Source organism: Escherichia coli DSM 30083 = JCM 1649 = ATCC 11775 (genome assembly GCF_003697165.2).
GTDB lineage: Bacteria > Pseudomonadota > Gammaproteobacteria > Enterobacterales > Enterobacteriaceae > Escherichia > Escherichia coli.
This window is the reverse complement of the sequence record NZ_CP033092.2, coordinates 1999373-2012178: the sequence shown is the minus strand read 5'-3', so window position 1 is coordinate 2012178 and position 12806 is coordinate 1999373. Positions and strand designations below refer to the sequence as shown.

General features: G+C 47.1%; 9 protein-coding genes and 6 pseudogenes. 5 read left to right on the top strand and 10 right to left on the bottom strand.

All coding sequences use genetic code 11. The features are described 5' to 3' along the window. Positions 1 to 23 precede the first annotated feature (23 nt). The 6 genes and pseudogenes from cobT to EAS44_RS10680 form a co-directional block, all read right to left on the bottom strand. Entirely contained in the window at positions 24 to 1103 is a 1080-nt protein-coding gene (gene cobT, locus EAS44_RS10715) for a nicotinate-nucleotide--dimethylbenzimidazole phosphoribosyltransferase (RefSeq protein ID WP_001193830.1), read from the bottom strand. An 11-nt stretch (positions 1104 to 1114) separates the two neighbouring features. Continuing rightward, positions 1115 to 1858, bottom strand: a complete 744-nt coding sequence (gene cobS / locus EAS44_RS10710) for an adenosylcobinamide-GDP ribazoletransferase (protein ID WP_001333061.1) — start codon at positions 1856 to 1858, stop codon at positions 1115 to 1117. Next, positions 1855 to 2400, bottom strand: coding sequence for a bifunctional adenosylcobinamide kinase/adenosylcobinamide-phosphate guanylyltransferase (cobU, locus tag EAS44_RS10705; RefSeq protein WP_000973176.1), 546 nt, complete (start codon positions 2398 to 2400; stop codon positions 1855 to 1857). Before cobU ends, cobS begins: the two co-directional genes overlap by 4 nt. A 151-nt stretch (positions 2401 to 2551) precedes the next feature. After that, a pseudogene (locus EAS44_RS25550) lies at positions 2552 to 2695 on the bottom strand (cobalamin biosynthesis protein); the annotation flags it as partial. Between the two features lie 8 nt (positions 2696 to 2703). Beyond that, positions 2704 to 2892: pseudogene (locus EAS44_RS25545) on the bottom strand (IS4 family transposase); the annotation flags it as partial. A gap of 1305 nt (positions 2893 to 4197) precedes the next feature. Continuing rightward, positions 4198 to 4888: pseudogene (locus tag EAS44_RS10680) on the bottom strand (transposase); the annotation flags it as partial. Between the two features lie 61 nt (positions 4889 to 4949). Here EAS44_RS10680 and EAS44_RS10675 point away from each other — a divergent pair. The 5 genes and pseudogenes from EAS44_RS10675 to EAS44_RS10655 form a co-directional block, all read left to right on the top strand. Then, a pseudogene (locus EAS44_RS10675) lies at positions 4950 to 5310 on the top strand (IS66 family transposase); the annotation flags it as partial. A 195-nt stretch (positions 5311 to 5505) separates the two neighbouring features. Further along, complete coding sequence (locus EAS44_RS10670; RefSeq protein WP_000667429.1) at positions 5506 to 6720, top strand: PfkB family carbohydrate kinase; 1215 nt, start codon at positions 5506 to 5508, stop codon at positions 6718 to 6720. A gap of 13 nt (positions 6721 to 6733) precedes the next feature. After that, a complete protein-coding gene (locus EAS44_RS10665) occupies positions 6734 to 7492 on the top strand; it encodes a glutamine amidotransferase (RefSeq protein ID WP_001066367.1) in 759 nt (252 codons plus the stop codon). A 56-nt stretch (positions 7493 to 7548) separates the two neighbouring features. Further along, positions 7549 to 8514: a DMT family transporter gene (locus EAS44_RS10660; RefSeq protein WP_000739816.1), complete on the top strand. Its 966-nt coding sequence runs from the start codon at positions 7549 to 7551 to the stop codon at positions 8512 to 8514. Between the two features lie 2 nt (positions 8515 to 8516). Beyond that, positions 8517 to 9551: a phosphotriesterase-related protein gene (locus tag EAS44_RS10655; protein ID WP_000656352.1), complete on the top strand. Its 1035-nt coding sequence runs from the start codon at positions 8517 to 8519 to the stop codon at positions 9549 to 9551. 39 nt (positions 9552 to 9590) lie between these two features. On the opposite strand, the pseudogene EAS44_RS10650 reads toward EAS44_RS10655, so the two are convergent. From EAS44_RS10650 to EAS44_RS10635, 4 genes and pseudogenes are all read right to left on the bottom strand, one after another. Beyond that, positions 9591 to 9883: pseudogene (locus tag EAS44_RS10650) on the bottom strand (gamma-glutamyltransferase); the annotation flags it as partial. A 79-nt stretch (positions 9884 to 9962) separates the two neighbouring features. Then, a pseudogene (locus EAS44_RS10645) lies at positions 9963 to 11582 on the bottom strand (ISL3 family transposase). Between the two features lie 283 nt (positions 11583 to 11865). Next, on the bottom strand, positions 11866 to 12273 hold the full coding sequence (locus EAS44_RS10640) for a zinc-ribbon domain-containing protein (RefSeq protein ID WP_001221623.1): 408 nt from the start codon (positions 12271 to 12273) through the stop codon (positions 11866 to 11868). Next, positions 12261 to 12662 carry a putative zinc ribbon protein gene (locus EAS44_RS10635; protein ID WP_000270974.1) on the bottom strand — a complete coding sequence of 134 codons (402 nt, stop codon included), beginning with the start codon at positions 12660 to 12662 and terminating at the stop codon, positions 12261 to 12263. The genes EAS44_RS10640 and EAS44_RS10635 overlap by 13 nt, the downstream gene beginning before the upstream one ends. Positions 12663 to 12806: the final 144 nt, after the last annotated feature.

Here is a 12806-nt window from a genome sequence, read left to right as displayed (position 1 = left end):
AGCTTTTATCAGACTTTTCGTTTTTAACTGTTCAAATCAGAAGTCGTATTCCCCGGTAGAACAATTTTACTGGCAGCAAGTTCGCCCATGTTGTTGTATATCGCACAAGCAGCTTCGATGATGGGCATCGCCAGAGCTGCGCCACTCCCCTCACCTAAACGCATATCCATATTGAGAAAAGGCTCCAGCCCCAAATGCGACAGCGCTATACGCGCCCCTTTTTCTGCCGACAGGTGAGAAGGAATGAGATACGGTTTGATTGCAGGAGACATCTGGCAGGCTGCGAGCGCAGCAGCATAAGAAAGAAATCCATCCAGCAACACGGGTAAACCGCAGGAAGCAGCGCCTAACATCACGCCAGCCATTCCGACCAAATCAAATCCACCCACTTTTGCCAGAACATTAACGCCATCCTGCGGATTTGGCTGATTCAACGTAATCGCCCGGCGCACAACATCAATTTTATTAGCCAGTTTATCTGTCGGCAGGTTTGCGCCAATCCCAACCACTTCTTCAGGATCCCGGCCAGTGATTGTGCTGACTATTGCTGCTGCCGGTGTCGTGTTTGCCATCCCCAGTTCACCTACACCAAACAGCGTGACACCGTTTTTTGCCAGCTCCCGCGTATAACATATGACGTCCAAAAGTAACTTTTCAGCCTGACGGCGACTCATTGCCGGAGCTGAAGCAATATTGCCGCTACCTCGTGCGACACGCATGTTGATAAGCCCGGGGATAGGCTCAGCAGTATCAATACCAACATCAATTACGTGGACGTTAGCGCCCGCTTGTGCTGCCAGCACACACACGCCGGTTGTTCCGCGGGTCATATTTTCAGCCTGAATGGCTGTCACTTCTTTTGGGGAAATAGCGACCCCTTCCTCCCAGACGCCGTGATCGGCACACATAACCAGTACCGCTTTTTTGCCCACATGCGGTATGCCATTCAACCCCGGCATTCCCGCCAGTTGTACGCCAAGCGCCTCCAGCCTTCCCAGGCTACCAACAGGTTTGAGTAACCCGTCAATATGCCGTTGTGCACGCGACATAGCGGCAGGATCGATGGCAGGGATCGTATTCAGTAAATTGGCAAGTGTTTGCATGTCACGTCTCTTTATAGCAGTGCCAGCAGGAAGACCAGTTCACCAAGCTCTATGGCTGCTCCCAGCGTATCGCCGGTTTGCCCGCCCAGCGTACGTTTGAGAAGCTGACCGAGGATGAAAATCGCCACCATCGTCACCACCATAGCAGCCACACCATGCATACCCGGCAATAATACGGCAGCAAAAATAGCGGCTAAGCCGAGTGTGACGCAGGTTTGTCGCCCATCAATTTTGCCAATGAACACATTGCCAAGCCCTTCTTCCCGGGCATAACGATGACGATACATCAATAATGCGGCAGTCCCGCGGCTGATCGCACATGCTGCCGCCAGCGATGCAAGGATCGGTTCGCCACGCAGAGCCAACTCGCTTAACACCAAAATCTTTGCCAGTACAACAAAAATCAATGCCAGACCGCCGTGGGTACCTAAACGGCTATCACGCATGATTTCCAACATGCGATCGCGGCTACGTGCAGAAAATACGCCATCACAGGTATCAGCGAGGCCGTCCAGATGGAATCCCCCGGTCATCAGCACCAGCACAAGTACGCTAAACAGTGCCGCCAGTGGTGCGCCACACCATGCCTGCAGCACCATGAAGACCAGCCCGCTAATCGCGCCAAGCAATAATCCAATCAAAGGAAAAGTAATAATACCGCGAGAATAATGCTCGAAATCCAGTCCCTGGGACCAGCGACGCGGTACAGGCAGACGCGTAATAAATGAGAGCATCGCCCAAAATAATTTACTCATTTGATTTTTACTCCAATACCCGAAACCACCAGCCATACTTCATTTGCCGCAGCGGCCAACTGCTGATTTACCCGCCCGGCAATATCACGAAAATGTCGTGCCAGACGACTCTCCGGCACAATCCCCATTCCCACTTCGTTAGTCACTAATACAACCTTTGCGGGGCAACGTTGGCAGGCAGCAATCAACGACTGAATCTCAGCATTAATCGCCTGTTCCATCGCCTGATAATCCCATTCATCAGGGTCTTTATCGCCGCCATAATCAAACAACAGATTAGTCACCATTGTGGTAACGCATTCAAGCAACACAACCTCATTCGGGTTAATGTCTGCATGAATTAATTCATCAAGATGTTGCCAGCGCTCCACTGTGCGCCAGTGCTCCGGGCGGCCTTGCCGATGATGTTCTATCCGTGCAGCCATCTCATCATCAAGGATTTGCGAGGTAGCGATATACAGAACCTGTGAAGAGTCCCCAATAAGCGCCTCTGCGTGGCGACTCTTCCCGCTCCGTGCGCCCCCCGTCACCAAAATCATCATACCGACTCCTGATTCAAATGTATGATGGTATTCATTGAACAGAACAATGGATCCCCCACCGTTGCTGACCGCAAAACATTTACGCGATTAATACTGCGCGTAATATAATTAAAAATCCAGCATTCTCAATCCATTACGAAATAAGATGGCATTACGGAATAGCCAGACTTTCTCGTGTTAACGTCCGACAAAATGCGTCATTGACAGCGGTTTCTGTGGATTGACACATTTCATTCAGATAATGAATTAATGCTACTGCCGGAACAACCAGCAAACGGGCATTGTGTTCTGAAATCCAGGCTATTGATTCAACGTCAGCGACAGATCTGCGCTGTAAAAGAACTTGTAAAACAACGTAATAGAATTATCCGGAATGGTGGCGACTATGCACTAGAACACCACAATTTCGCTCTCTCGGTAAGGCACTGTCACAGCATTCAACAGAATGTGACTTGCCAGATTTATTAGCGCCACCAGATGTTTAACCGGGTAACCACGACCCAGTCGGGGATATATTCCATCTTCTCGCTGACATCATCAAGAATAAAAAGGTTTATCACACTCAGAGCAACGTTCTTCAGCAGGCGGGATAATTCTTCAACATTTAGAAGATGTGTTATTAAAGGCATACAAACTGGACGTATTGTATTTTCTTTTGGTGGTTGACCTAAGGTAGCAGTTTATCCTGATGCGCTGAGATTTCTGTAATATCTACGTCAACATTCTCCTCGAATAGAAAATGCAGCCCCGGCAAGTGATTCACATTTTTTAACAAAACGTTGTTAGCGTGCCATTTTCAGAAGCTCTCCAAGAAAGCGAATTCTTTTCTCAAATTCTGCATTCTCAGACACAGCTTTCTACTCCATGGTAATGGCCCAAATACGAAGTTGCTCAGGATCATTAGTGGTGCTGAGAAGTTAAATAACCATGCGGAGTACCACTCGTCATCACGTATTTATATATCATGAAGCTATTGTTGTGTTTTGTACATCAGTAGATATATTCTGATATACTCCTTTTGCTAGACATAACCTTTCACCTGCTTGCAAAGCTTCTGTGTTCTGACATTGCCAAATTGTTGCAATTCTGTATCCAGCCTTCTTTCAGTCATAGCTTCGGGCCGCGATAAGACTCACTGATCTGACCCTGATTCCTCTTGCAGACTTTATAGACCAATTAAAATGCAGTTTCTGCAGGTCAACGTCTGACCATCATTGTCATCACTCTGGCCATTAGAGTAACCTTCTGCATTCATCCTTTTGTAAAAAGTTTATATTAGTATCAGCAATTAACCGGACCTGATACTGATATGAGTCTTACCGCATATACGGTCAATTTCAGCAATTAATTACATTATCCACGCCAAAGTATTTGTCATCACAATGATGGTACCTTCTTTCAGACACCATTTTTTCAACTCCGTTTTCCACGGACCGCACTCTTATGTCAAGAGTGCGGTCCGTGGATACAACCAGAGACCGACTGACACGAGTCAGAGGAAACGACGGATATGTTCAGTCGTAAAATATCTATCAAAAAACATGATTAAGGTCAAAAATGTTTGATATTTACAATTTATGAAGATGACAATAATTATAGACTGGCCCCCTGAATCTCCAGACTCCCTATATCACTTAAATTGATACAACTTTTTAGAGTAGTCATTAGTGAACAGATAATTGATAACTCAGAACCAGTAAAATGCAAAAGACGCACCACGCTGGGAAAATCGCTGCTATTCAGCAGAGTTTTGTATCGAGAATGGTGGCCAGCCACTTATTGCTCTCGCGTAAGCGGGTATCCCCATCGTTTACCAGTCCAGATATAGGTCACGTCACCATACTTGATTTAGCTGTGTCACAGCTAAGCGCCCTTCAAGTTCTTAGGATAGCTACAAGTTCATGACTGCCATGCCTGTACCGGAGGGTCAACGGCTGACAGCTGACCAGCCCCTGTTCTTTCATGAGACTGCCAGCAAGCTTGCGTCCCATCTGGTAGTCTCTCCGGGTTGCAATTGTGGCGATGTTCCTTGCTCCGCCATTAAGCTCAATTACCTGACTACGTAATACAGCCCGTCTACCGTCTTTTTTTCAGGACGGTTTTTCCAATCTCTGTAGCTGCTTCGATGAATCCTGCACACATGGCAAAGTGCGATCACCAGATAATGCGCTCTGAGCTTCTCGATTATCGAGAACTGTTTAGGGAGTCTGACATCAAGAGCGCCGTAGCCTTTTCTAATATTTCATTCTCTATTTCAATACGTTGCCGCTTTTTCCTCAGCTCACGTATTTCGATTTGTTCTGGTGTCATCAGAGAGGCTTTTGGTGTTTTGCTCTGATGCTCATCACGCAGTTGTTTGACTTATCTTGTCATTGTGGAAAGACCGACATCCATAGCTTTGGATGGTACCTGCCACCGTAAAGTTCTGGTTAACAACTAGTTGAGTGGATTCGCGTTTAAACTCTGCGCTGAAATTTCCTTTTTTCATTGGAGCATCTGTGTTGTTCTAAGGTGAGCATATTACCTATGCTCAGGTGGCCAAATTCAGTATGCCAGAACCAGAACATCTTGTGGTCAGGCAGAGGAAGAGCAAACTGTTACTGGACTCACTGCATGCGTGGATGGTGGAGAAAAATGCCACGCTGTCCAAAAATCCAGACTGGGAGAATGGTTCAGCTGTGTACTGAATCAGTGGGGCGCACTCTGTTATTACAGTGTTGACGGTCAGGCGGAGGCAGACATAATGCCGCGGAAAAAGCCCTTTGTGCCATCTGTCTCGGAAATAAAAACTTTATGTTCTTCGACGGCGAGCGCAGTGCACTGTTGTATGGGCTTATCGGCACTTGCCTTCTGAACGACATTGATCCGGAAGAGTATCTGCGCCATATCCTGAGCGTACTGCCGGAATAACCTTCCAACCGTATTGATGAACTCCTGCCATGGAACGTAGTTCTCACCAATAAATAAGCATCAATATGATTCTCCATTAACGCTTACCTTTTCTCCGGCTATTTTTGATTTTTTTTGCTTTTCCCCGCCACTTTATGGTGATTATCACATCAATATACATCGACAGATATTAACGTAACTGAAGTGAGGTGAAGCATGAAATTTGAACGCCATCATGAAATATTGAAACGACTCAGTAAATTCGGTTCTGTAAAAGTATCCGATCTGTCCAATAGCCTCAATGTAACGAAAGAAACTATTCGATCAGATCTTAATGAACTTGCCAGACTTGGCTATCTGACTCGATGTCATGGCGGTGCTTTTATCGTCCTAGACTCGCTTGATACTATTGCGAAAAATGAAATCGCTTATGCGCTTGAAAATTATGATACAGCCCAGGGAATAAAAAAAGGCCACTCAACTATGAAAAGTCAAGTATGCGTTATTGGTTCGTTTAATGTTGATATCATCAGTTATTTGCCGAGGCTTCCCACTATCGGAGAATCGCTTCTGGCAAGTAATTTTATATTTTCACCGGGGGGAAAAGGTTGTAACCAGGCGCTGGCAGCAAGCTTTGCCGATACTGATGTTTATTTCATAACAAAAGTAGGTACAGATCACTTTAGTGATTATGCGATCAACTTTATGAATTCGTCTAAGATTTATAAAAGTATAATTTATCAAACGAAAGAAACGCAAACCGGAACTGCCACGATCCTTGTTAATGAAGGTACTGGCGATAATGTTATTGCGATCTATCCCGGTGCCAACATGACAATGTCGTCCGATGAAATAACTATTCAGAAAGAAGCGATTATTAATTCTGATGTCATACTTCTGCAGCTCGAAACAAATTATACCGCTCTGCAACAAGCGATCACATTGGCGCAAAAAAACAGTATCCCGGTCATTATTAACCCGGCACCCTATAATGATATCGTCAACGAACTTATTCAGGATGTTGATTATATCACCCCCAATGAAACAGAAGCTGGTTTACTGTCCGGCATAGACGTACACGATCTTGAATCAGCTAAACGAGCTGCAGAAGCTATCCACAATAAAGGGGTAAAAAACACGGTTATCACGCTCGGTAGCAAGGGCTCACTCGCATTTGATGGCAAAAAATTCATTCATTCGCCAGCGTTTCCAGCGGTCGTTAAAAATACGGCAGGAGCCGGGGATGCTTTTAACGGCGCTCTGGCATCAGGACTTGCGAAAGGAAAATCACTGGAATCAGCACTGTGTTATGCCAGCGCCTTTGCATCCCTGGCGGTGGAGACAAGCAATGCTTCCGACATGCCTGAACATGAATCTGTGATACATCGAATTCAGAGTATACATTATCAGCAAACTATTTTTACGCATTAAGAAGGGACAGAGAATGAATAACACCAAAAAATCACTAAAGGTGCTCTTTATTGGAGAATCCTGGCATATTCATATGATTCATTCAAAAGGATATGACAGTTTTACCTCAAGTAAATATGAAGAAGGTGCGACCTGGTTACTCCAATGTCTGAAAAATAGTCAGGTAGATGTCACCTATATGCCGGCACATACGGTACAAATTGCCTTCCCTGAAGATGTGGCACAGTTAGAACAATATGATGCCATCGTTATTAGTGATATTGGTAGTAATACTTTCCTGCTACAAAATGATACTTTTTATCAGCTTCGCATAAAACCAAACGCTCTCGAACTGATTAAAGAATATGTGAATAACGGTGGTGGGTTATTGATGATTGGCGGCTATCTCTCATTCATGGGAATTGAAGCAAAAGCCAATTATAAAAATACAGTTCTGGCTGATGTGCTCCCGGTTACGATGTTAGATGGTGACGATCGTGTCGAAAAACCAGAGGGTGTTATTGCACAGCCATCACAACCTGACCATCCGGTTATTAAAGGGTTCTCTGAATATCCTTTTTTCCTAGGTTATAACCGGGCGATCGCTAAAGAAAATGCTGAGGTGGTATTAACAATAAACAACGATCCATTACTGGTCTTTGGTAACTATCACAACGGGAAAATAGCCTGCTTTATGAGTGACTGTTCACCGCACTGGGGTACACAGCAGTTTATGTCCTGGCCGTTCTATACCGCGTTGTGGGTAAATATACTGACTCATATTGCAAGATAATAATAATAATGGGGTAACACCAGTTACTCCATTTACTATAATAGAAGGATTGATGTATGAAAAAGAATAAGTACTCAACTCCCTTATGGATGCTTGCCACGATTCTTGCGGGTATGCTCTCCCCTATGCAATCAGCGGTGAATGGTCAATTAGGTCACTGGTTACAGGACGGTAATGCATGCGCAGTTATCTCCTTTGCCAGTGGTTTAGTCGTGATGTTTTTTATTATTATGGCGCGAAAAGAAACCCGGCAACAATTTGCGGCAATTCCTTCTCTGATTAAAAACCGAAAAGTTCCTCTCTGGAACTGGTTTGCCGGTCTCTGTGGAGCGATGGTGGTATTTTCTGAAGGCGCATCAGCCAGCGCACTCGGGGTCGCAACGTTTCAGACCGCACTGATCTCCGCGCTATTGCTGTCTGGTTTACTTTGCGATCGCTTTGGTATCGGTGTCGACGAGAAAAAATACTTTACCCCTTATCGCATCATCGGTGCATTATTTGCGGTTATTGCTACGATTTTTGTTGTGTCACCGCAGTGGCATTCTACCTCTTTCATTTTACTTGCCATTCTTCCGTTCTTAGCTGGTTTGCTTGCAGGATGGCAGCCCGCTGGAAATGCAAAAGTAGCTGAAGCTACGGGATCCATGCTGGTTTCAATCACCTGGAATTTCATCGTTGGATTTTGTGTTTTAGGCACAGCGCTAGCTATTCGTGTCGCATTAGGGCACGTCACTGTTCAATTACCAGATGTCTGGTGGATGTATCTTGGCGGCCCGCTTGGACTAATGTCTATCGGTTTAATGGCCATTTTGGTCAGAGGTCTTGGGTTACTGATGCTGGGGGTTGCTTCAACGGCGGGCCAGTTACTGGGATCAGTATTGATTGACGTATTAATTCCATCGCTGGGCAATACCGTTTATCTGGTCACGATCATCGGAACACTGTTTGCACTGGTCGGTGCAATTGTTACCACTATTCCGGAATACAGAGCCTCGAAAACAATGAAGAAAATGGAGGTATAATCATGAAAGATTATCTACAAACTGTGACGGGCCCCGTCGCCCGTGAAGATATGGGGCTAACACTTCCTCATGAACATCTGTTCAACGATCTTTCCTCTGTTGTGGATGCTCCTTGCTATCCTTTTTCACAACGGCTTGTTGATAAAAAAGTCACGGCAGAAATCCAGTGGGCATTAAAACACGATCCTTATTGCTGCGCTGATAATATGGACCGCAAACCTATTGAAGATGTGATCTTCGAAATTAATAACTTTATCTCGCTCGGTGGTCGCACCATTGTTGATGCCACAGGGTCTGAGTCTATCGGACGAGATGCGCAGGCATTACGAGAAGTCGCATTAAAAACAGGTCTGAATATTGTTGCTTCCTCCGGTCCCTACCTGGAAAAATTTGAAAGCCAGAGAATTCATAAAACGGTTGATGAACTAGCGACAACGATCGATAAAGAATTGAATCAAGGGATTGGCGATACGGATATTCGTGCCGGAATGATCGGTGAAATAGGTGTCTCACCGACATTTACCGAAGCCGAGCATAACAGCTTGCGGGCTGCCTCGCTGGCACAGATTAACAATCCTCATGTGGCGATGAATATTCACATGCCGGGCTGGCTTCGTCGCGGTGATGAAGTACTCGACATTGTGTTAGGTGAAATGGGCGTCTCGCCAAATAAAGTCTCTCTCGCACACTCGGATCCGTCAGGAAAAGACGTGGCGTATCAGCGGAAAATGCTTGATAAAGGTGTCTGGCTGGAATTCGACATGATTGGCCTAGACATTACCTTCCCGAAAGAGGGAATAGCGCCAGGGGTGCAGGAGACTGCCGATGCCGTCGCTCATCTCATTGAGTTGGGATACGCCGATCAGCTTGTTCTCAGCCACGATGTCTTCCTTAAACAAATGTGGGCTAAAAATGGCGGTAATGGCTGGGGATTTGTTCCAGATGTTTTTCTGGCCTATCTGGCGGAGCGCGGCGTCGATAAAACGATCCTCAAAAAACTCTGTATCGATAATCCCGGACGATTATTGACCGCATAAAACCATTATCCCCCGGCACATTGCGCCGGGGGATGTCAATTAATACCCCGCCGTTAAATCATCCACCAAGCGCGAGTCGGATGCGCCGTACAACTCACCATCCGACCCAACCATAATGCTTTGCGTGCTGCCCATCGCCTCATTCAGCGCCACTTTCTGACCTTTTGCTTCCAGCAGCTTGAGCGTATCCGGGCTAAACCCTTTTCAACACGCAGCTCGTCCGGCAACCACTGATGGTGGAAACGAGGCGCATTGGTCGCTTCGGCAACATTCATTCCACAATTGATGCTGTTCACCACCATTTGCGGCACGGTAGTGATGATCCAGCTACCGGTAACAAAGTGAGTACATAAAGGCCATACTGTCACGAACAGTGCAAAAGTGGCTCTTCCTCAACCTAGGTGAAGATTTTCATGCCAGTGGACTCATTACCCTCCGCCTAAGTAGTTCAAGTCCGGCTCGACCATACATCTGGCGTATCAGCACCTTCAGGCGATTTACATGACCTTCGACAACACCAGTACTCCAGCGACTGCTGATTGCCTCACATATAGCCGCAGCATCAGCTTCCATCCCCGCAGCTACGCACCGAAGTTCTGCTGAGCCGCTTTCGTGGACCCGAGTGAACCAGCTGCTTAGCTGTGATTTATTTTAGGTTTTCAGAATACGGTAGAACTCGAGTACCAGTTGCTGCGCTATTTTCAACTCCGGTTCTTTTTCACACATCAGACTAATAAATCGGAAAGCATAATTTTCTTCACCCCTGATTATTCTCCAGGGCATCAACCAGCGGCTTACCCGGGACACTGAAGGAAGTCTTGCGGCAGTAGTAACCGGTGGGATCCAGCCTTTATGCCATTTGGCAACAGCATCCCTGACGATGGTTTCACTGCCTGTAACCCCCCTGGCCACCATTTCCCGCCATATCCGGCCGGAGTTATAATTACCACATTCTCGTTGCTCTTTTAACCACTCCCTCCATGGGTCCAGAAGCCCTCGCTTTGGAGGCCTGGTTGACATTTCAGGGAATGTTCCTGAACCCACCCAGCGACTGACTGTCACTCGCGACAGGCCTGTAATACGGGATATTTCCCTGAAACTACATCCCTTGTTATGCAGGGCCATAACCTCTGTCCAACGCTGATGCCGTTTTTTGCGGATGTGCTGTTTAAGGCGTTCCAGACGACGGAGCGATGCTACAGGCACAGATATTTCTGGCTCAGGTGATTTCTTCAGTGATAACTCTCTGACAACAAGACGTATCAGAGGCATATGTCTGTACATCATTCGTTCAGGCTCATCACCAATATTTTTTAGCAGGTGCCATCGATCGGCCACCTGTCTGGCCTGAGGTGCACCTTCACGTGCTGCTGTCGCATAGACTCCACTGCGATCACGCGAGACAACCTGTATTTCCGGATATTTTCTGAACCAGGTCGCCAGCGTACGCTGATCACGGCCGGGAAGCAGGACGAGGGGACGGTGAGTATCAGGATTGACTATTAACATACCGCAGCAGTGGCCCCGATGCCACGCCCACTCATCAATACCGACATGAGGCGCGCCTGACTGTTTCGTCTCCGGGGTATTGATAAGCCTGCGAAGAAGAGTATCAGCACTGCAACGGAGACCCACTGCCGTTGCAGCCCGTTTTCCAGCCTCACCTCCAGCTATTAATCCCAGTTGACATTGTTAATTTTGTAACGCCTGTGAAGACTGCTGGTGTGAACTGGCGAAGGGAGCAAGCGACTCGGCAAAAATTTTACGTGAACAAGCCGGGTTACGGCAGTACCAGTGGCGGACGGAAAATACAAGCCATAGCGTCTGCCCTGAGCAGGGTAGATGCTGTATCCGGCGCCGACGACAACTATGAACAGAGTCGCTACGCTTAAAGCATTCAGGACATTGTGCTGTTTTGCGTTTTCCGTGGAGATGGAGGGTTATACCGTCAGAGCTAATAATTTGTCGACTGCATCGCCATCCGCAAGGTAACTGTAGAAGTGTCTTAAGAGAGTGCATTGCGTTGCCCATAACTTAAAACAGCTTAGATCCTTGTTCGCCAGAAAGTTTCATCCATTTTCTTCCACCCAGGTTGCGGAAGAACCACTTTTCATCCGTCGTTGACAGATGTGAAGTATGCGGGAGAAAAAGTGAATATCTAACTGTAATAACTCAGACCGGTACGAGTACTCGGGACGTCTACAATCATTCAGGGCAAAGTGCTAAAATTTCTCTATCCCGGGATGCCCCTACCAACGCAGCACTCCCGGAGATATCATTACAGCTCTGCAACTGATTTCCGCGACTGAACCGCTCAGTTCCTATCCTTCCAGTTGCCCTCCTGCCCCCCCTCCCTGCTGTATACCCCGGTACCACAACTCGGGCAGCACTTTTCCCCCTCATAATTTTCGTCACACATCACACAAAACCACTTTCTCACCTTCACCGTATAATCCGGAACCGTCATACCCTGCAGATGCAAACGACGGGCCTCTTTCTCTGCCGGGTCAAGCCAGGTGCATCGCAGCAGGATTTTCTCAGCGACAGTCATCTGGTCATGTTCAAACCACGGTGGTTGTCCGTCATTGCCCCGCTGAAGTGTTAATGGGCATCCACAGGACACACAGCACAAAACGTCCTGGCGGTTGTGCTTCGCTGCTTCTTTCGCCGTAACAAAATGGCCTTTGCTGTCATTCGCCATATAACAGTTCAGAATTCGCATATTTCCTCCTGAGTTGTCCGGGGAATACTGAATCCTCCGGTCTGGCAGTGTGTGCAGTACCGCTCCCCATAATAATCGTGGTGACATTGTCTGCAGTGCCAGCTGGCTTTACGCACCACGGGTAAGGCATCCGGTACGAATTGCTGCAGACGTTTAATCAACTGTATTTCTCTGCGCTCCGGCCTGACATAAGGGCACTGTTGACCGTGCTCTGTCAGCCTGTCGTCAGTGTGTTCAAACCAGGGAAGTTCAGTGTCGTATTGCGGATGGTATCTGAGTGCACTGCCACACAAGTGGCAGGTGTAGTTAGCATAAGGTGCGGCCTGTGCAGTACGGGCGCCCGTCAGACGTCCGTTGCCATCAAGAGCGATAAAGGATTTTGCGTACATAGTCATATTCCTCAGCCGCCAGACGACACGCAGGCAACAGCCGTCCCGGTACGGGCAGCGTGGTCAGGGTGTGAATGGCGGTTCAGTTAAAATCTGGACTGGAGTTTGGGTAAAGCAGGCTGGTTGCTGTTACAGCACTGTGGT

What these genes read in the sequence shown, in the direction of transcription:
- EAS44_RS10635 (WP_000270974.1), bottom strand. Translation starts at nt 12,662, where the DNA reads ATGTACGCAAAATCCTTTATCGCTCTTGATGGCAACGGACGTCTGACG.
- cobU (WP_000973176.1), bottom strand. Translation starts at nt 2,400, where the DNA reads ATGATGATTTTGGTGACGGGGGGCGCACGGAGCGGGAAGAGTCGCCAC.
- cobT (WP_001193830.1), bottom strand. Translation starts at nt 1,103, where the DNA reads ATGCAAACACTTGCCAATTTACTGAATACGATCCCTGCCATCGATCCT.
- EAS44_RS10670 (WP_000667429.1), top strand. Translation starts at nt 5,506, where the DNA reads ATGAAATTTGAACGCCATCATGAAATATTGAAACGACTCAGTAAATTC.
- cobS (WP_001333061.1), bottom strand. Translation starts at nt 1,858, where the DNA reads ATGAGTAAATTATTTTGGGCGATGCTCTCATTTATTACGCGTCTGCCT.
- EAS44_RS10640 (WP_001221623.1), bottom strand. Translation starts at nt 12,273, where the DNA reads ATGCGAATTCTGAACTGTTATATGGCGAATGACAGCAAAGGCCATTTT.
- EAS44_RS10660 (WP_000739816.1), top strand. Translation starts at nt 7,549, where the DNA reads ATGAAAAAGAATAAGTACTCAACTCCCTTATGGATGCTTGCCACGATT.
- EAS44_RS10655 (WP_000656352.1), top strand. Translation starts at nt 8,517, where the DNA reads ATGAAAGATTATCTACAAACTGTGACGGGCCCCGTCGCCCGTGAAGAT.
- EAS44_RS10665 (WP_001066367.1), top strand. Translation starts at nt 6,734, where the DNA reads ATGAATAACACCAAAAAATCACTAAAGGTGCTCTTTATTGGAGAATCC.